Source organism: Pseudomonas sp. S2_E02, assembly GCF_054668355.1.
Window position 1 is genome coordinate 5,635,601 of the sequence record NZ_CP162761.1, and the last position, 17,756, is coordinate 5,653,356.

Genomic DNA, 17,756 nt, shown 5'->3' on the forward strand with positions numbered 1-17,756 from the left:
CACAGGCATGAAAAAGGCCCTGAGCCATTCGACTCAGGGCCTATTCAATTTGGGCTGGATTACTTCGCAGCCTTCACCGCTTTGGCTGGCTTCGCAGGCGCTTCAGCAGCTTGCGCCGCTTCACCATTCTCCATCGGTTCGGCCGGTGCGTTGATCAGCTCCGACAACGCATCCGGCTGGCTCTTGAACGCCCGGGCGAACACATCGCGATTCTTCGCCATGTAGATCCCGGCTTCTTCCACTTGCTGTTCAGTCAGGGACGGAACGGCTTTTTGCAGGACATCGGCCAGATATTCGGCCAGTTCGAGCATTTTGTCATGACGGTCAGCTTCGGCTTTATCCATGAACAAGCGCTCCAGATCTCGGCTGCTGCGGTATACCACTTCGACGGCCATTCACCACCTCACATGCCTTCACATTAAGTTGTCTTGACGACTACTGTATCCATATACAGCGAAAAGGATAAGCGAATCCCTGCGCCATGGGTAGTGGCTTTTCAATGTAGACCGGATTTCGGGTTTGTCAGGCGACCGTGTCGCTGCATTCGCGAGCAGGCTCGCTCCCACAAAAGCACAGCGGTGCGACCAAACGCCACGGCGCGGGTTTGGCGGCGGCTCGCCATGATGGCGTGGCCTCTTTTCTGCATGAAAACCGTTACGTGCAGAAAACCGTCACGTCCAACACGCATCATCCGCTCGCATTCGAGCTAAGGAACATCATCGTGAAAATCAACTGGGCCGAGAAACTGCGGCAAAACGTGCATCAACTGGCCGAGTCCCTGGGCAACCTGTTCGTCGAAACCTTCCACTATCTGGCGTTGTTCGCCATCGGTGCGGTGACGGCATGGGCGGCGGTGATGGAATTTCTCGGGATGCTCGAGGAAGGCCATATCAAGATCGATGACATTCTGCTGCTGTTCATCTATCTCGAATTGGGGGCAATGGTCGGGATCTACTTCAAGACCAACCACATGCCGGTGCGCTTCCTGATCTACGTGGCGATCACCGCGCTGACCCGTTTGCTGATCTCCAACGTCTCGCACCACAACCCGCCGGACATGGGCATCATCTACCTGTGCGGCGGCATTCTGTTGCTGGCGTTCTCGATTCTGGTGGTGCGTTACGCCTCGTCACAATTTCCCTCGGTGAAGATCGAGAAACCGCAGCGCAAACTTGGCGCCGGTTCCAGCGAGCATCCGGAAGTCGAGAAGGGCGAGCTTTAAAGCCCGGCTGCTTGCCCGGGCTGCCCGATGATGCGTGGCGGTGGCGGGGTCAGCCCGTCGCCGCTGGTCATCGCTTCGAGGATTGCCATGGCGCTGTGGCCTTGCTCGATGGCAATGCCGAACTGGATGCTTTGCACCAGACGCTTGAGGCGCACGGGGTCGTTGCGCTGCTCGGCGCTGATCATGCGCTTGGCCACGATCCGGCCGCTGTTGGACAGGGTCAGCATTATGCTGCCGTCCAGGCCTTGAATGCTCAGGTTGATCTGATAGTCCGGCGCGAAGGCATCGGTAATGATCTGAAAAGGATTGTCCATGATGCGTCACCGCCTGATTGAACGTGCAGTTGTTGACCGGCCGTGATCGGGTTGGTTCGCCCAACCGGATCATCGGCCATTCCGTGGCCTGTATTTGTTGCTTCATGTAGAGCTGTCGAGTGAAACGAGGCTGCGATCTTTTGATCTTCGGTGTTTTGATTTCGATCATGAAGATCAAAAGATCGCAGCCTGCGACAGCTCCCACAGGGGAGTAGCAAGGGCTGTGCCGGGAAAATTGTCGAACAATGAACACGGGCATAAAAAAGGCGAGCCGCTTGGCTCGCCTTTTTTTATGGCGCGTTTTCAGGGCAGAACCGAGTAGATGATCGCTGACAGTGCAATCAGGCCGATCAACACCACAAACACGTTGGACGCCTGGCCCGAATACTGGCGCAAGGCCGGCACACGGCGGATGGCGTACATCGGCATCAGGAACAACAGGCAGGCAATCACCGGCCCGCCGAGGGTTTCGATCATGCCAAGGATGCTCGGGTTGAACGTTGCCACGGCCCAGCAACTGAGGATCATGAACACGGCGGTCGCACGGTTCAGCCAGCTCGCTGACATCACCCGGCCACGGCTGCGCAGGCTTTTCACGATCATGCCCTGGAAGCCTTCACTGGCGCCGATGTAGTGGCCGAGGAAGGATTTGGTGATCGCCACCAGCGCAATCAGCGGCGCGGCGTAAGCAATGACCGGGGTCTGAAAGTGGTTGGCCAGGTACGACAGGATCGAAATGTTCTGCGCCTTGGCCGCTGCCAGATCCGCCGGCGACAGCGCCAGCACACAGCTGAAGCAGAAGAACATCACCGTGACGACCATCATGCCGTGAGCCATAGCGAGGATGCCGCTGCTTTTGCGTTCTGCCTGCTCGCCGTAACGTTGTTTCTGCTCAACCGCGAACGCGGAAATGATCGGCGAATGGTTGAACGAAAACACCATCACCGGAATCGCCAGCCACATTGTCTTGAAGAAAGCGGACATTGGCATGGCTTCTTGGGCACTGGCAAAAAACGCACCGTTCCAGTTTGGAATCAGGCTGAGCGCCAGTAGCAGCAATGCGGCAACAAATGGATAAACCAGCACGCTCATGGCTTTGACGATGACGCTTTGACCACAGCGCACAATCGTCATCAGACCGAGGATCAACACCAGCGAGAGGATCGCCCGTGGTGGCGGAGCGATGTGCAATTGGTGTTCGAGGAAACTGCTCAGGGTGTTGGTCAGCGCCACGCTGTACACCAGCAGAATCGGGAAGATTGCAAAGAAATACAGGAGCGTGATCAGCTTGCCGGCACCGATGCCGAAGTGTTCTTCGACCACTTCGGTGATGTCCCCGGAGCGCCCGGACAACACGAAACGGGTCAGCCCACGGTGGGCAAAAAACGTCATCGGGAAAGCCAGTACGGCGAGAATCAGCAAAGGCCAGAAACCGCCGACACCGGCATTGATCGGCAGGAACAAGGTGCCAGCACCGATCGCAGTGCCGTACAGACCGAGCATCCAGGTGGTGTCGAATTTGTTCCAGCCCTTGTGGGCCGTTTCTGCATTGCGTGTGCGGTCTACAGCGGGATTTTCGGCAGCAGGTGTACGTACATCGGTCATCGGTATCGCCTCGTTATTATTTTTGCTCGGGCTCACGGTTGGCAGGCGGCTTCGTGCGGCCTGCCGGGGCGGTCAGGGAATGGGCCTCAGCATTCCACCCAGTTCACAGCCAGGCCGCCCCGTGAAGTCTCTTTGTATTTGTCGTGCATGTCGGCGCCGGTATCGCGCATGGTGCGGATCACCCGGTCGAGGGAAATGAAGTGTTTGCCGTCGCCGCGCAGGGCCATTTGCGTGGCGTTGATCGCTTTCACGGCGGCGATGGCATTGCGCTCGATGCACGGCACCTGCACGAGGCCGCCGACCGGGTCGCAGGTCAGGCCAAGGTTGTGTTCCAGGCCGATTTCGGCGGCGTTCTCCAGTTGTTCCGGGGTGGCACCGAGCACGTCGGCCAAGCCAGCAGCGGCCATCGCACAGGCCGAACCGACTTCGCCCTGGCAGCCGACTTCGGCGCCGGAGATCGAAGCATTTTTCTTACACAAAATGCCGACAGCCGCCGCGCCCAGAAAGAAAGCGACGACATCATCGTCAGACGCGTCCGGATTGAATTTCATGTAGTAGTGCAGAACGGCCGGGATGATTCCGGCTGCACCGTTGGTCGGTGCGGTGACCATGCGCCCGCCGGCGGCGTTCTCTTCGTTGACGGCGAGGGCGAACAGGTTGACCCACTCCATTGCCGACAGCGTCGAACTGATCACGTTCGGCTTGCCGATCTCCAACAGGCTGCGATGCAATTTCGCGGCGCGGCGCGGCACGTTCAGACCACCGGGCAGAATCCCCTCGTGGCGCAGGCCTTGTTCGACGCATTCGCGCATCACCGACCAGATGTGCAGCAGGCCCTGGCGGATTTCCGCGTCAGTGCGCCACGCGCGTTCGTTGGCCATCATCAGTTCGGACACGCGCAGGTTGTGCTGTTTGCACAGCGATAGCAGTTCGGCGGCGCTGGAGAAATCGTACGGCAACACCACTTCACTCGCCGGGGCGACACCGGACTCGGCTTCTTCCGCTTCGATGATGAAACCGCCGCCAACCGAGTAATAGGTCTGCTCGAACAGCTCGGCCGTTTCGCCAAAGGCCGTCAGCGACATGGCGTTGGGGTGGTAGGGCAGGCTCTCGTCCAGCAGCAGGAGATCACGTTGCCAGTCGAAGGCAATTTCTCTCTGACCGGCGAGGGACAGTTGGCCTGTCTCGCGCAGTTGCTGGATACGTGGATCGATGGTCGCCGGATCGATGCTGTCCGGCCATTCGCCCATCAGGCCCATCACCGTTGCGCGGTCGGTGGCGTGCCCGACGCCGGTGGCCGAGAGTGAGCCGTATAAACGGATTTCCACACGACGCACATCGTTCAACAAACGTTGATCAATCAGCGCCTGAGCGAAGGTCGCGGCGGCGCGCATCGGGCCTACGGTGTGGGAACTGGACGGGCCGATGCCGACTTTAAATAGATCGAAAACACTGATAGCCATGCTAAACCCTTACAAGCAATGGAGTAGGAATCGCTGCCATTTTTTGTAGGACAAGCGCAATGTCGGCGATACTGCCTACCTCGGTCCAACGTGACTAACGAAACTTCCTAAGTAAGCCTTTAGCAGGACTAAACGATGAGCCGTCAATTGCATGCCCAGACCTATGTCTGGCTGCAGGTGTTTTCCTGTGCCGCGCGGCACCTGTCGTTCACCCGTTGCGCCGAAGAACTGCACATCACCCCGGGGGCGGTCAGTCAGCAAATTCGTCAACTTGAAGAACGACTTGGTTTCCGTTTGTTTCATCGGCGGGCGCGTGGTGTGGAGCTGAGTGCGGAGGGGCAGCGGCTGGCTATCACGGTCAACGAGGCGTATGGCAGCATTGATGCCGAACTACGTCGACTGGACGCCGGGATGATCAGCGGGATTTTGCGTGTGCGCTCGATTCCGTCGTTTCTCAGCAAGTGGCTGACGCCGCGCTTGCCGCGCCTGCAGCAACGCTATCCGGACATTCAGTTGCGCTTGGTGGCAGAGGACAGCAGCGTGCCCTTGCACGAAGGCGATTTTGATCTGGCGATCGATTTGAACGACGGCAGCTACCCGGGATTGTTATCCACAGCCTTGCTCGACGAGCAGATTTTCCCGGTGTGCGCACCGAGCCTGTTGCGCGGGCGACCACCGTTGCACGGACCGGCGGATCTGGTGCATTTCCCGGTACTGCACGACATCACCGCCTGGCGTGGCAGTTATGAATACGCGGAATGGGAATTCTATTTGAACGCGATTGGTTTTGAGGGCGCCGACGTACGGCGTGGGCATACCTTCAATCGCAATCATCTGACCATCGAAGCGGCGATTGCCGGCATGGGCGTGGCGATTGCCCGCCGCACCTTGCTTAACGATGAATTGGAGCGAGGGACGTTGATTGTGCCGTTTGGCCTGTCGGTGCCTAATCACAAACGCTATGTGTTGCTCTATGCACCGGGGGCTTTAAGCCATCCGGGTGTGCGTGCGGTGCATGATTGGCTGGTCGAGGAGGCGGGGATATTTCGCAGTTTGCACCCGTTGAACGACGGGCAGTTGTGAGCAAATTTTGCAACATTGCCAAGCGACCCAACTCCCGACCTTACCAGTGCTTTGCCCGGTTGTCCGGCTTTTTTTGCGAATGAATATTTATCTTTTTTCAGGGGTTGAAATGTTCGGCAGTCGGGCCGATTGTTGTAACCAGGAGGTCAGGAAATTCAACTCAAGGCCTCTCACGAGCTAGCTGAAATAAGGGATGAACTATGCAAATCCAAGTCAACAGCGATAACCATATTCAAAGTAGTCAACGACTGGAGGAGTGGGTACGTACAACCATTGAGAGCACGCTCGAACGTTATGAAGAAGACCTGACCCGTGTCGAAGTCCACCTGAGCGACGAGAACGGTGACAAACCAGGTCCCCATGACTTGCGCTGCCAACTGGAAGCGCGGCCAAAAGGCCATCAACCGATTTCCGTGACCCACAAGGCCGATTCGCTGGAACAGGCAATCGACGGCGCTGCCGAAAAACTCGAGCACGCCCTGGAGCATCTTTTCGGCAAACTGCGAGGTAAACCACGTGCCGCTGTGGTGCCATTTAGCAAGGCGAATGACGCTCTGCTGGAGGAAGAATTTCTTGAGAATGAACAGGCAGCGATCAACAGTTGATGCGCTGATTTTATAAGCCAGCCAATGAGAACGGGCCTGCGAATGCAGGCCCGTTTTTGTTTGTGGCGGATTTTTGCGCAAGGCACAAGAGCGCGGCCCCTCACCCCAGCCCTCTCCCTCCGGGAGAGGGGGCCGACCGAGGTGTGTTGCGGGTTACATCGACCTGAAAGACAGCGTCGACTATGGATTCGGCAAAGCACTTCAGGTTGATGTATTTCTGAAGCATCCCGCAATCAGTCCCCCCTCTCTCCGGGAGAGGGCCGACCGAGGTGTCTGAAGAGGTACGTCGACCTGAAAGACCGAGTGATTATGGATTCGGCAAAGCAGAATCAGGTCGGCGTAGCTCGCAAGCATCCCCCGGTCAGTCCCCTCTCCCTCTGGGAGAGGGTTAGGGTGAGGGCATTTTTCGATTCGCCGCAATTCTTATGATCTGCTCCAGCACATCGTCCATCTGCTGGATCACCTCGAGATTACTGAAGCGCACGACTTCAATACCCTTTTGATTCAGATAGCGCGTCCGACGCTGGTCATGAATCAGTCCCGACGTTTCGTAATGCTGACCGCCATCCAGCTCAATCGCCAATTTCAACTCCGCACAGTAAAAATCCAGCACGTAAGGCGGACAGGGAAACTGGCGACGAAACTTCAGATTGGCGATCTGGCGGGAGCGGAGTTTTTGCCAGAGCAGGTGTTCACAGTCGGTTTGGTTAACGCGTAACTGGCGGGCGAATTGGGCGAGGCTGGGGCGAGTTTGCATGCTTCACGATCCTTGTGAAGTTGGTTTGAAATTTTACTGTAGACCATTCCCCTCACCCCAGCCCTCTCCCGGAGGGAGAGGGGGCCGACCGAGGTGTTTTGCGGGCTACATCGACCTGACAGACCGGGTCGATTATGGATTCGACAAAGCACTTGCAGGTCGATGAATTTCTGAAGCATCCCCAAATCAGTCCCCTCTCCCTCAGGGAGAGGGCTAGGCGGGCGGCGTTCCGATGAGGGCTTCTCAATCCTCAGAACGCCACAGAAGTCTGCACATAAACCGTACGCGGCTCACCCACATACTTGCCCTTGTTGTTGTCATCAAACGAGCGCGTGAAGTACTGCGTGTTGAAAATGTTCTTCACGCCCACCGCCACATTCAAGTCCGACAACTGCGGACCGAAGTCATACCCGGCGCGGCTGCTGAACAGCATGTAACCGGGGATCTTGCCGGTGCTGCCATCGGCGCTTTCCTTCGAGGTGTTGGCGTTGTCGGCGAACTGGTCGCTCTGGAAGCTGCTGTCGAGATTAAGCTTCCACGGTCCTTCGCTGTAACCCACACCAATCGTGCCTTTGTGTTTCGACGAGAACGGCACGCGGTTGCCCTTGTTCGGTCCATCTTCGCGGATAGTCGCGTCAACATAAGCGTAAGTGGCGTAGACATCGAAACCGGCCAGCGCCGGGCTCAAGTCATCCAGCGCGTAATTGACGCTGGTTTCGATCCCTTGATGGCGGGTTTCGCCTCGGGCAATTACCGAGTCATTGGTCTGGTTGCTTTCGTACTGGTTGTCGAAGTTGATCAGGAACGCGCCGATCTCCGCGCGCAACGCGCCGTTGTCATAGCGCGTGCCGAGTTCCCAGGTGCGGGCCTTCTCCGGTTTCACTTCGCCGCTGGTCACCCGGTTGGGCATCTGGCTGTATTGCACACTGCCGAAGGAGCCTTCGGTGTTGGCGTACAGGTTCCAGCTGTCGGTCAGGTGATAGAGCACGTTCAACGCTGGCAGTGCGGTGTTGTAGTCGCCCTTGTATTTGACGTTGGTCAGGTTGTTGGTCTGCTGCGATTCGATCATTTCGTAGCGCACGCCCGGGGTGATCGTCCATTTGCCGATGTCGATGCGGTCGTCGACGAAGAACGCATTGGCCTCGGTGCCGCCACGGGTGTCGCGGTCGTTGCGGCTGGCGGTGGTCGGGTATTGGTTGCTGCTGATCGGTGTGCGATAGCGCAGTTCGTGACCGGCCTCGTTGATGTAGCGATAGCCGACGCCGACTTCATGGCTGGTCGGGCCGAGGTCGAAACCTTGGGCGAATCGGGTTTCCAGGCCACGCACCCAATACTCGCGCGGTGACAGCGAGAGGAAGGAGCCCTGATCGAGATAACCGCTGCGCAAGGTCTTGGTGAAAAACGTGTTGGCGGTGAATTCGCGGCGATCTTCCTGATAGCGATAGCCGAAATTGAACATCGTGCGGCGGCCCCAGAACTGGTCCTTCGGGCGCGTCGATTGATAGGGATCGGCGTCGTAGTCGGCCACGTTCAGACCGCCGGGCATGTCAGCCTTGCCTTCGTAATACTGGGCCATGGCGTTGAAGCTATTGGCTTCGTCGAGCTGGTATTTGCCCTTGAGGATCAGGTCGTCGATTTCAGTGTCGCTGTGTTCGCGCCAGTCGCCGCCGCGCGTCCCGGAGTAGAGCAACGCACCGCCGAGGCCATTGGCGTTAGTGCCGCCGGCCAGCAGGTTGGCGCTGGTCTTGAAGCCGTCGTGGCTCGACGATGGGCTGGTTTCCGTCTGGAAGCCACCCTTGACCGTTGGCTCGTCAGGAATCGCCCGGGTAACGAAGTTGACCACGCCGCCGACGTTCTGCGGACCATAACGCACGGCGCCACCGCCGCGCACGACGTCCACGGCATCCATATTGCCCATGCTGATCGGCGCGAACGACAGTTGTGGCTGACCGTAAGGCGCGAACGGCACCGGGATACCATCCATCAACACGGTCGAGCGGGCAGCCAGTCGCGGATTCAAACCGCGAATGCCGAAGTTCAGCGCCATGTCATGGCTGCCGGTGCCGTTGTTTTCCGGGGCGTTGACGCCGGGGATGCGGTTGAGCACATCGCGCGCCTGCGTCGCGCCCTGACGCTCGAACTCTTCGCGGCGGATCACATCGCGCGCACCGGGATGTTCGAACACATTGATCTGCGCAGCATCGCCGAGCCAGTCGCCGACGACAGTCGAGGTGTCCAGCTCTAGCGCGGCATCCGCCACCGGTTGCAGGCTGAACGCATTGTTGCCCTCGGCGCGTGCTTGCAGACCGCTGCCTTCGAGCAATGCGTTCAAACCTTGTTCTGCGGTGTAACTGCCTTCCAGGCCACGGCTTTGCACGCCGCTGGTGACTTGCGAACCAAACGAAATCAGCACGCCCGCTTCACGGCCAAACTGGTTGAGGGCGTTTTCCAGCGACGACGGCGCGATGTGATAAGCCTTGGCTTCAGCGGCCAGTGCGGCGGGCAGGGCGCTGAAACTCAGACTGGCGCCGAGGACGAGATTGCGCAGGCTGCGGGCCAGTGGCGTGAGGCGGGTGGGGTGCATGGTGGATGATCCTGAGAAGGTTGAATCAAGGGGGCTTTCCTTCTCTGTCACGCCAGATCTGAAAAACGGCTCATTTATTTTTGAGTTTTTTCAAACCCGCGCTTCGACGGTCACCCAGTAGCGGGTAAAGCGCCTCACCTTCACCGGCAAACTGATTTCCAGCAGATCAAGAATCCGCTCGCTGTCGTCCAGCGGGTAAGTTCCGGAAATCAACAGGTCGGCAACGTTCCGGTCGCAATTGAGCTGGCCGCGACGATAGCGGCCGAGCTCATCGAGGAAATCGCCCAAGCGCATGTGCGCCGCTACCAGCATGCCGTCGGCCCAGGCGCCGCTGTTGGCTTCCAGCGGTTTGGCCTCGCTGACCGATGCCGAGGTGAAACTGAGCTGACGCGCGACCGGCAGCAACATCGGCGCGCGTCCATTACCGCTCAGTTCGACGCGACCTTCGAACAGCGCAATCTGCGTGCGATCAGCAAACTGACGCACATTGAGGCGCGCGCCTTGGGTTTTCAGAAGGCCCTGAGCCGTGCGCACTTCGAAAGATTGCGCGGCCGTCAGGAGGATTTCGCCTTGGAGCAAGCGGATCAATCGCTGCGCACCGTCGACGTCCACGGCACTGGCGGTATTGAGTTGCAACTTATCACCGCCACCCAGGGAAATTTTGCGTCGCTGCCCCAGCGGGCTGCGGTAATCAGCGAGCAGCGACGGCACAGGATTGTGCTCGCGCATGCCCCACGTGACGGCTGAACCCGCGCCAAGAATCAGCAAGAGTTTCAGTGCCTGACGACGACTGCCGGGCTTCGGCCCGTTCAACGCCGCGTGTGCCAGCGGCGACGACACACCGCGCAGACGCTGATTGACCCGCTGAATATGCTCCCACGCCCGGCGGTGTTCGCTGTGTGCCTCCAGCCATTGTTGCCAGGCCTGTTGCTGGCGCGGGGAGAGCGTGCCCTGCTGCAGTTCCATCAGCCAATGCACGGCCTGTTCAGCCACTTGGGAGGAGAAATCCGGCACGCGGTTCATAAGGCGAAGTAGCAGCGCATGGCAGCTTTGTTCAGGTGACGTTTGACCGTGGCCACAGAGATGTCGAGTTCAGCGGCGATCTGTGGATACGTCAGGCCATCGACCTGCGCCAGCAAAAAGGCGCGTTTGACCTGACGCGGCAAACCGTCGAGCAATTCATCCAGCTCCATCAGGGTTTGCAAGATGATCGCCTTGTCTTCTTCCGACGGCGCGACCATGTCCGGCATCTGCGCCAAGGTGTCGAGGTAAGCGCGTTCGACATCCTGACGGCGGTAATGATTGAACAGAACGCGCTTGGCCAACGTCGTCAGAAAGGCGCGTGGCTCGATGATCATCGGCGGTTCGCGGGCGGTCAGCACCTTGATAAACGTGTCCTGCGCCAGATCCGCTGCGCTGTCCGGGCAGCCGAGTCTGCGCCGCAGCCAGCCGGTGAGCCAGCCGTGATGGGCCTGATAGAGCGATTCGACGGGATGGGCGGACGACAACGGTATTACTCCGGGCGCTTGGTGGCGCGGTAGAGAGTATGCGTTAGAGAACAAGAACTGTTCGCATTGTAAGGGGCGAAACGCTCAACCGGCAATCAGATGCTTTTGCGTATGAGAATATTTATCATTAATATTGCTCGCCTGTAGGTTCGGCTGATCGGCCGGACGTTTTTCGTTTCAGGGTCGAAACATGAAAGGCAAACTCGCCACACTTCCCATGTCTTATCGTCTGGCCGTCACCTCACGGGTGTTGGCGGCGGTGTTTGGCGGCTATCTCGTCGCGGCGCTGGCCAGTGTCACCCTGACGCTGTGGCTGCCGTTGAGCCGCGCCGAAGCGGTGGTGACCGGCATGACCATTTCCTTTCTGGTCTATCTGGTGGCGGTGCTCTGGTGTTTCGCCTGTCGTACGGCGTGGTCGGCCTGGGTCGGTTTGCTGGTGCCAAGCGTGATTCTGGCGACCATCTCTGGCGCAGCACGTGGATTGGGCCTGGCATGAAAGAGGGCTTTCGTCAGGCGATGGCCTGGCTGCACACCTGGGCCGGACTGCTGTTCGGCTGGTTGCTGTTCGCGATTTTCCTGACCGGGACGCTGGCCTATTTCAAAGATGAGATCAGCCACTGGATGCAGCCGGAAATCTCCGCGCGATCGGTGAGTGCCGAGACGAGCCTGACGCTGGCCCAGGATTATCTGCAGCAACACGCGGCCGGCGCCTCACGCTGGCTGATCGATTTGCCTGATGCCCGAGATCCCGGCCTGACCGTGCGCTGGCAGCCAGTGCCGGCCAATCCCGGTGAGCGCGGGCGCTTCGAGTCGAAATCCCTCGACGCGCAAACCGGCGCCGAAGTGCAGGGCCGCGACAGCATGGGCGGCGAGTTCTTCTATCGCTTCCACTTCCAGTTGCAAATGCCCTATCCGTGGGGCCGCTGGCTGGCGACGATTGCCGCGATGGTGATGTTCGTTACGCTGATCACCGGGATCATCACCCACAAGAAAATCTTCAAGGACTTCTTCACCTTCCGCCCGCGCAAGGGGCAGCGCTCCTGGCTCGACGGGCATAACGCGGTGGGTGTGCTGGTGTTGCCGTTTCATTTGATGATCACCTACAGCAGCCTGGTGATTTTCATGTCGATGGTCATGCCGGCGAGCATCGTCGCGTCGTACGGCAGTGACGTGCGCACGTTTTATGACGAAGTTTTCCCCGCGTCGAAAACCCCGGAGCGCGCCAACATCGCGGCACCGTTGGCGACCATGGCGCCGCTGTTGAGCAAGGCCAGCGAGCAGTGGTCGGGCGGCCACACGGCGCGTCTGTCAGTGAGCAATCCGGGGGATGCCAATGCCACGGTGGTGCTGTCCCGTGCGGGGGATCGCGTGGTGCATGATTTCGGCCGCGCCGTGACCTTCAACGGGGTGACCGGGCAAATGCTCGGCAGCACACCGGAGCAGCCAATGGCGATGGCGGTGGGTGGTGCGTTCTATGGCTTGCACATGGGCCACTTCGCCGGACCGCTCCTGCGTTGGCTGTATTTCATTTGCGGATTGGCCGGCACGGCGATGATCGGCACCGGGCTGGTGATCTGGTTGGGCAAGCGTCAACTCAAACACGCCAAGAGCGGCCTGATGCCGTTCGAGCTGCGGTTGGTTGAAGTGCTGAACATCGCCAGCATGGCCGGCTTGGTTGCGGCGGTGGCTGTATTTTTCCTGGCTAATCGACTGTTGTCAGTGAGCTTTGCCGAGCGCGCAGATTGGGAGGTGAATGCGTTCTTTATCGCTTGGGCTTTGAGTGTGCTGCACGCGCTGCTGCGTCCGGGACGAAAGGCCTGGGTTGAGCAACTCACCCTGAGCGCCGCGCTGTTTGTCGCGGTGCCGCTGGTCAATGCGCTGACCACCCCGTGGAATCTCGCCGTCAGCCTGATGCAGGGTGATTGGGCGTTAGCCGGGTTTGATCTGACGTGCCTCGCAACCGGTTTCTTCCTGGCTTGGGCCGCGTGGAAAATGCAGCGTGCCGGCAGCACCGTCAGCATTAAAAAGCCCCGCCGCGAACAGGCCCGGCCGATCACCCTTGAACAAGGGGCGAACTGATGCTCTTGCCCTTGTTGCTCACCTACACCGGATTCACCGCGTTGTGCCTGTCGATGCCTCGCCACCACGATGAATTGCTCGGTCACAAACCCTCCACGCGTCGCCGTCAGGGCCTGAAAGTCGGCGGATGGTTATTGCTGTGTTTGTCGCTTTGGGCGGCGGTGAAGGCCAACGGCTGGAGCTTCGGCTTGGTCGACTGGTTCGCCGTGCTGATGCTCAGCGCCTTGGCGTTGGTCTTGTTGCTGCCGTATCGCCCGCGTTTCGTATTGGCGCTGGCCGGGGTCAGTCTGCTGGCCAGCCCGGTCGCCGCATGGGCGCAGTGCTGAAGTGCTGATCGGTCTGCCGCCGGAATCCCGCGACGACGAGCCGCGGGGGGCGCGTGCGCATTTTCTTCAGGTGTTCCTGTCCCAGCGTTCGCAAATGGAAGCGCTGGTGAACCGGCGCGTCGGTTGTCGGGCGACGGCGGCGGACCTGGTGCAGGATCTGTTTCTGCGTTTCTGGCGGCGGCCGCTGGTGCAGGTCGAAGAGCTCAGTACCTATCTGTTGCGCTGCGCCGGCAACATCGCCATCGATCATCTGCGCAGCGAAGGCACGCGCACGCGGGTCAACGAGGGTTGGCAACCGGACGCGCCGCACAGCCACGGCAGCGAACCGCAAGCAGCGCTGGAAGCGGGCAATGATCTGAAACATGTCGAAGCGGCGTTGCGCGCCTTGCCCGAGCGCACCCGGCAAATCTTTTTGCTCAATCGCATTCACGGCCGCAAGTATGCGGAAATCGCCAAAGCCATGGGCCTGTCCCAAAGTGCCGTGGAAAAACATATGATGCGCGCCCTCGAGGCCTGCAAGGCCAGCCTGCGCGAACCCGCGCCACGCCTGCCAGGGAAAGCACCGTGAAGCCCGCCGATTCCGTTATCCCCACGCCCGCGCAAGAGCAGGCCGCGTTTGCCTGGTTGAGCCTGCTGCATGATCGGCCGAGTGCCGGCGATCAACTGACCTTCAGCCAATGGCTGCGGGCCGATCCGGCGCACGCCGAAGCTTACGCACAGGCTCAGGTTGTGTGGGAGTTGAGTGAAGGCCCGGCGCGAACATTGGCCGATGAAGAAGCCTTCGCGTTGCAGGGTTACCTTCATGCGATGGACCGCCCGCGTCGTTTGCCCGTTTTGCGCTGGTCGGGCGCGCTGGCGATGGCCGCGTGTCTGTTGCTGATGGTCAGCCTTGGCACCCGTTGGCAGCCGCAGCGCTGGATTGATGATCTGGGCGCCGATTATGTCTCGGCACCCGGTGAGATCCGCACGGTGACACTGGCCGATCAATCGCAAGTGACGCTGGATGGCGACAGTGCGATTGCCGTGGATTTCAGTCATGGCGAGCGGCATGTGCAATTGCGTCGTGGTGCCGGTTTCTTCAGCGTCACACATACGGGGGATCCGTTTGTGGTTGCGGCGGAGCAGGGTGAGGCGCGGGTGCTCGGCACGCAATTCGAAGTGCGCCTGCAACCTCACGGTGCGCAGGTTACGGTGTTGTCGGGGCGCGTTGGTGTGACGGCGGATCGTGATGCTGAGCAGCAAATTCTTACGGCCGGGCAGCAGGTCGCTTACGGTGACGGTACGGCAGAAAAACTGCATACGGTGGACAGTGAGGCGCAGTTGGCCTGGCGTCAGGGCTGGCTGACTTATTACAAGTCGACACTGGCTGATGTGGTGGAGGATTTGCGCCGTTATTACCCCGGGCGGATTGTGTTGCTCAACGATGAGCTGGCGGCGCGCAAGGTCAGTGGCAGTTTTCCGAGCAAGGATCCGCAGGCCGTGTTGAGTTCGCTGCAAGGGGTGATGGGGTTTGAGCAGCATCAGGTGTTGGGTCATCTGATTATTTTGCGTTGAGGCTGCTGGCCTCTTCGCGAGCAGGCTCGCTCCCACAGGGGAACGCATTCCAAATGTAGGAGTGAGCCTGCTCGCGATGGAACCCGATCGAACACCACAAAAAATAATTTTCAAATGTTGGTGAGGTAAACCTCAGCCCCATCCGTGTAGTGACTGAAACTGCGAGTCATTCGCATCCGTTGCGGTTCTACACAGGTCATTGAGCAATGAAGTCCAGGGCAAAATCGGGTTCGGTCAAACAATGGTTAGGCGTTTCGGCACTGAGCTTTTCGGCATTGGCGCTGTTGCCGCTGAGCGTCGCGCTCGCCGCTGAAACCATCAGCAGCCAGGCGCAAAAGCAGTTCAACTTTTCCCTGGTCGCCAAACCGCTGCCGCAAGCCTTGAGCGACTTCAGCCGCGTCACCGGGCAAAGCGTGGTCTACACCGACGAAGCGCCCTACGGCCTGACAGCTCCTGCCGTCAATGGCCAGATGAGTGCCGAGCAGGCACTGCAACGCTTGCTCAGTGGCTCTGGCCTCAACTTCCGCCGCACCGATAGCCACACGCTGGCGCTGGAGCCTCAGCCTACTGAAGGTGCGCTGAATCTCGGCGCCACGACCATCACCTCGACCCGCGATGAATCGATGAGCTACCAGCCACCGGAGACCAGTTCGGTGATGCGCTCCTCAGCTTCGCTTCAGGAAGTCCCGCAAACCGTCAATGTCATCCCGGCGCAAGTCATCCGCGATCAGGCGCCGCGCAATCTGGATGACGCACTGGCCAACGTCAGTGGCATCACCCAGGGCAATACTTTGGGTAGCACTCAGGATTCGGTGATGACGCGCGGTTTCGGTGACAACCGTAATGGCTCGATCATGCGCGACGGCATGCCGATCGTGCAGGGCCGTGGCATGAACGCCACGGTCGATCGGGTTGAAGTGCTCAAAGGCCCGGCCTCGTTGCTCTACGGGATTCAAGACCCGGGTGGCGTGGTCAACCTGGTCAGCAAGAAGCCTGAACTTACTCAATACAATGCGCTGACCTTGCGCGGTTCGACTTACGGTGACGGCAAGAACGGCAGCGGTGGCACCTTCGACAGCACCGGCCCGTTGGGCGATTCCGGGCTGGCCTATCGCATGGTGCTCGACCACGAAGACGAAGATTACTGGCGCAACTTCGGCACCCACCGTGAAACCCTGATCGCCCCGTCGCTGGCTTGGTTCGGCGAGAGCACCAAGCTGTTGCTCGCCTACGAACACCGCGAATTTCTCACGCCGTTCGACCGTGGCACGCTGATCGATCCGCGCACCAATCATCCGCTGGACATCTCGCGCAAAGAACGCCTCGACGAACCGTTCAACAACATGGAAGGCCGTTCGGACCTGTATCACTTTGAAGCCGATCACGAGCTCAACGACGACTGGAAAGCCCACTTCGGCTACAGCTGGAACCGCGAAACCTACGACGCCAGCCAGGTCCGCGTGACCGCCATCGACACCAAAAAGGGCACGCTGACCCGCAGCATGGACGGCACCCAGAACGCGATCAGCACCGACCGTTTCACCACTGCCAGCCTCGAAGGCAAGGTCAATGTGCTGGGCATGCAGCATGACCTGGTGTTCGGCGTCGATGACGAGTACCGCAAGATCTACCGCGAGGACTTGATCCGCCAGAAAAGCCTGACCACCTTCAGCTACCTCAATCCGGTGTACGGCCGCGAGGTCGCCGGTACGACGGTCAGCGCTCCCGACAGCGCGCAGACCGATGAACTGCGCAGCGATTCGGTGTTCCTGCAGGACTCGATTCACCTCAACGAGCAGTGGATTCTGGTCGCCGGCGGGCGCTTCCAGGAATACGACCAGTACGCCGGCAAAGGCGTGCCGTTCAAGGCCAACACCGACAGCAACGGCCAGAAGTTCGTCCCGCGCGCAGGTCTGGTGTATCGCTACACCGACGCCTTGTCGTTCTACGGCAGCTACACCGAATCGTTCAAACCCAACTCGACCATCGCCCCGCTGAGTGGCAGCAGCACCGTGCTCGACGGCAGCATCGCCCCGGAAGAAGCCAAGTCGTGGGAGCTGGGTGCGCGGCTGGACATGCCGGGGCGTGTCACCGGCAACATCGCATTGTTCGACATCAAGAAACGCAACGTGCTGGTGGCCAATTCCGAAGGCCCGACGACGATTTACAGTGCGGCCGGTGAGGTGCGTTCGCGCGGTCTGGAAATGGACCTGACCGGTCAGTTGAGCGACCACTGGAGCATGATTGGCAGCTACGCCTACACCGATGCCGAAGTGACCGAAGACCCGGACTACAAAGGCAAGCGCCTGCAAAACGTGGCGAAGAATTCCGGTTCGTTGTCGGCGGTGTATGACTTCGGCAGTGTGATCGGCGGCGACCAGCTGCGTGTCGGCGCCGGGGCGCGTTATGTCGGTGAGCGTGCGGGTAACGCGGTGAATGATTTTGATCTGCCGAGTTATACCGTGGCGGATGCGTTTGCCACTTACGACACCAGGGTTGAGGGGCAGAAGGTCAAGTTTCAGCTGAATGTGAAGAACCTGTTTGATCGCACGTACTACACCTCGGCGGCGAGCCGGTTCTTTGTGTCGATGGGGGATGCGCGGCAGGTTTCGTTGTCGAGTACCTTGGAGTTTTGAGAACAGTGAAGTTAATGCGC

Annotated in this window: 16 protein-coding genes and 1 pseudogene; 9 read left to right on the plus strand and 8 right to left on the minus strand. The window is 59.6% G+C overall.

Annotated elements, in window-relative coordinates; genetic code table 11:
* Positions 1–140 precede the first annotated feature (140 nt).
* A pseudogene (locus tag AB4O01_RS25155) lies at positions 141–395 on the minus strand (YebG family protein); the annotation flags it as partial.
* Between the two features lie 326 nt (positions 396–721).
* Here AB4O01_RS25155 and AB4O01_RS25160 point away from each other — a divergent pair.
* A complete protein-coding gene (locus tag AB4O01_RS25160) occupies positions 722–1,222 on the plus strand; it encodes a phosphate-starvation-inducible protein PsiE (protein ID WP_026000737.1) in 501 nt (166 codons plus the stop codon).
* On the opposite strand, the gene AB4O01_RS25165 is transcribed toward AB4O01_RS25160, so the two are convergent.
* The 3 genes from AB4O01_RS25165 to AB4O01_RS25175 form a co-directional block, all read right to left on the minus strand.
* Complete coding sequence (locus AB4O01_RS25165; RefSeq protein ID WP_186624939.1) at positions 1,219–1,536, minus strand: DUF3509 domain-containing protein; 318 nt, start codon at positions 1,534–1,536, stop codon at positions 1,219–1,221. The genes AB4O01_RS25160 and AB4O01_RS25165 overlap by 4 nt on opposite strands.
* Before the next feature lie 303 nt (positions 1,537–1,839).
* Positions 1,840–3,141, minus strand: a complete 1,302-nt coding sequence (locus AB4O01_RS25170; protein WP_460089906.1) for a serine/threonine transporter — start codon at positions 3,139–3,141, stop codon at positions 1,840–1,842.
* Positions 3,142–3,227: 86 nt separating this feature from the next.
* Positions 3,228–4,604 carry an L-serine ammonia-lyase gene (locus AB4O01_RS25175; protein ID WP_460089907.1) on the minus strand — a complete coding sequence of 459 codons (1,377 nt, stop codon included), beginning with the start codon at positions 4,602–4,604 and terminating at the stop codon, positions 3,228–3,230.
* A 135-nt stretch (positions 4,605–4,739) separates the two neighbouring features.
* On the opposite strand from AB4O01_RS25175, the gene AB4O01_RS25180 reads away from it, so the two are divergent.
* Positions 4,740–5,687, plus strand: a complete 948-nt coding sequence (locus AB4O01_RS25180; protein ID WP_093436172.1) for a LysR substrate-binding domain-containing protein — start codon at positions 4,740–4,742, stop codon at positions 5,685–5,687.
* Between the two features lie 200 nt (positions 5,688–5,887).
* On the plus strand, positions 5,888–6,292 hold the full coding sequence (locus AB4O01_RS25185; RefSeq protein ID WP_034154535.1) for an HPF/RaiA family ribosome-associated protein: 405 nt from the start codon (positions 5,888–5,890) through the stop codon (positions 6,290–6,292).
* Between the two features lie 388 nt (positions 6,293–6,680).
* Here AB4O01_RS25185 and AB4O01_RS25190 read toward each other — a convergent pair whose 3' ends face one another.
* The 4 genes from AB4O01_RS25190 to AB4O01_RS25205 form a co-directional block, all read right to left on the minus strand.
* Entirely contained in the window at positions 6,681–7,049 is a 369-nt protein-coding gene (locus AB4O01_RS25190; RefSeq protein ID WP_116254640.1) for an endonuclease domain-containing protein, read from the minus strand.
* A gap of 250 nt (positions 7,050–7,299) precedes the next feature.
* Positions 7,300–9,633, minus strand: a complete 2,334-nt coding sequence (fecA, locus tag AB4O01_RS25195) for a TonB-dependent Fe(3+) dicitrate receptor FecA (RefSeq protein ID WP_460089908.1) — start codon at positions 9,631–9,633, stop codon at positions 7,300–7,302.
* 90 nt (positions 9,634–9,723) lie between these two features.
* On the minus strand, positions 9,724–10,656 hold the full coding sequence (locus AB4O01_RS25200; RefSeq protein ID WP_460089910.1) for a DUF4880 domain-containing protein: 933 nt from the start codon (positions 10,654–10,656) through the stop codon (positions 9,724–9,726).
* A complete protein-coding gene (locus tag AB4O01_RS25205) occupies positions 10,653–11,141 on the minus strand; it encodes a sigma-70 family RNA polymerase sigma factor (protein ID WP_093436181.1) in 489 nt (162 codons plus the stop codon). The genes AB4O01_RS25200 and AB4O01_RS25205 overlap by 4 nt, the downstream gene beginning before the upstream one ends.
* A 190-nt stretch (positions 11,142–11,331) precedes the next feature.
* Here AB4O01_RS25205 and AB4O01_RS25210 point away from each other — a divergent pair, with 190 nt between their 5' ends.
* From AB4O01_RS25210 to AB4O01_RS25235, 6 genes are all read left to right on the plus strand, one after another.
* Positions 11,332–11,637: a DUF3649 domain-containing protein gene (locus AB4O01_RS25210; protein WP_016986986.1), complete on the plus strand. Its 306-nt coding sequence runs from the start codon at positions 11,332–11,334 to the stop codon at positions 11,635–11,637.
* Positions 11,634–13,220: a PepSY-associated TM helix domain-containing protein gene (locus tag AB4O01_RS25215; protein WP_460089912.1), complete on the plus strand. Its 1,587-nt coding sequence runs from the start codon at positions 11,634–11,636 to the stop codon at positions 13,218–13,220. The genes AB4O01_RS25210 and AB4O01_RS25215 overlap by 4 nt, the downstream gene beginning before the upstream one ends.
* Positions 13,220–13,546, plus strand: a complete 327-nt coding sequence (locus AB4O01_RS25220) for a DUF3325 domain-containing protein (protein ID WP_093436188.1) — start codon at positions 13,220–13,222, stop codon at positions 13,544–13,546. The genes AB4O01_RS25215 and AB4O01_RS25220 overlap by 1 nt, the downstream gene beginning before the upstream one ends.
* Before the next feature lies 1 nt (position 13,547).
* Entirely contained in the window at positions 13,548–14,114 is a 567-nt protein-coding gene (locus AB4O01_RS25225) for an RNA polymerase sigma factor (RefSeq protein WP_116254636.1), read from the plus strand.
* Positions 14,111–15,100, plus strand: coding sequence for a FecR family protein (locus AB4O01_RS25230; protein WP_460089913.1), 990 nt, complete (start codon positions 14,111–14,113; stop codon positions 15,098–15,100). The genes AB4O01_RS25225 and AB4O01_RS25230 overlap by 4 nt, the downstream gene beginning before the upstream one ends.
* Positions 15,101–15,306: 206 nt before the next feature.
* Complete coding sequence (locus AB4O01_RS25235; RefSeq protein ID WP_460089914.1) at positions 15,307–17,736, plus strand: TonB-dependent siderophore receptor; 2,430 nt, start codon at positions 15,307–15,309, stop codon at positions 17,734–17,736.
* Positions 17,737–17,756 lie beyond the last annotated feature (20 nt).

What these genes read in the sequence shown, in the direction of transcription:
- AB4O01_RS25200 (WP_460089910.1), bottom strand. Translation starts at nt 10,656, where the DNA reads ATGAACCGCGTGCCGGATTTCTCCTCCCAAGTGGCTGAACAGGCCGTG.
- AB4O01_RS25210 (WP_016986986.1), top strand. Translation starts at nt 11,332, where the DNA reads ATGAAAGGCAAACTCGCCACACTTCCCATGTCTTATCGTCTGGCCGTC.
- AB4O01_RS25165 (WP_186624939.1), bottom strand. Translation starts at nt 1,536, where the DNA reads ATGGACAATCCTTTTCAGATCATTACCGATGCCTTCGCGCCGGACTAT.
- AB4O01_RS25180 (WP_093436172.1), top strand. Translation starts at nt 4,740, where the DNA reads ATGAGCCGTCAATTGCATGCCCAGACCTATGTCTGGCTGCAGGTGTTT.
- fecA (WP_460089908.1), bottom strand. Translation starts at nt 9,633, where the DNA reads ATGCACCCCACCCGCCTCACGCCACTGGCCCGCAGCCTGCGCAATCTC.
- AB4O01_RS25235 (WP_460089914.1), top strand. Translation starts at nt 15,307, where the DNA reads ATGAAGTCCAGGGCAAAATCGGGTTCGGTCAAACAATGGTTAGGCGTT.
- AB4O01_RS25190 (WP_116254640.1), bottom strand. Translation starts at nt 7,049, where the DNA reads ATGCAAACTCGCCCCAGCCTCGCCCAATTCGCCCGCCAGTTACGCGTT.
- AB4O01_RS25185 (WP_034154535.1), top strand. Translation starts at nt 5,888, where the DNA reads ATGCAAATCCAAGTCAACAGCGATAACCATATTCAAAGTAGTCAACGA.
- AB4O01_RS25220 (WP_093436188.1), top strand. Translation starts at nt 13,220, where the DNA reads ATGCTCTTGCCCTTGTTGCTCACCTACACCGGATTCACCGCGTTGTGC.
- AB4O01_RS25175 (WP_460089907.1), bottom strand. Translation starts at nt 4,604, where the DNA reads ATGGCTATCAGTGTTTTCGATCTATTTAAAGTCGGCATCGGCCCGTCC.
- AB4O01_RS25215 (WP_460089912.1), top strand. Translation starts at nt 11,634, where the DNA reads ATGAAAGAGGGCTTTCGTCAGGCGATGGCCTGGCTGCACACCTGGGCC.
- AB4O01_RS25170 (WP_460089906.1), bottom strand. Translation starts at nt 3,141, where the DNA reads ATGACCGATGTACGTACACCTGCTGCCGAAAATCCCGCTGTAGACCGC.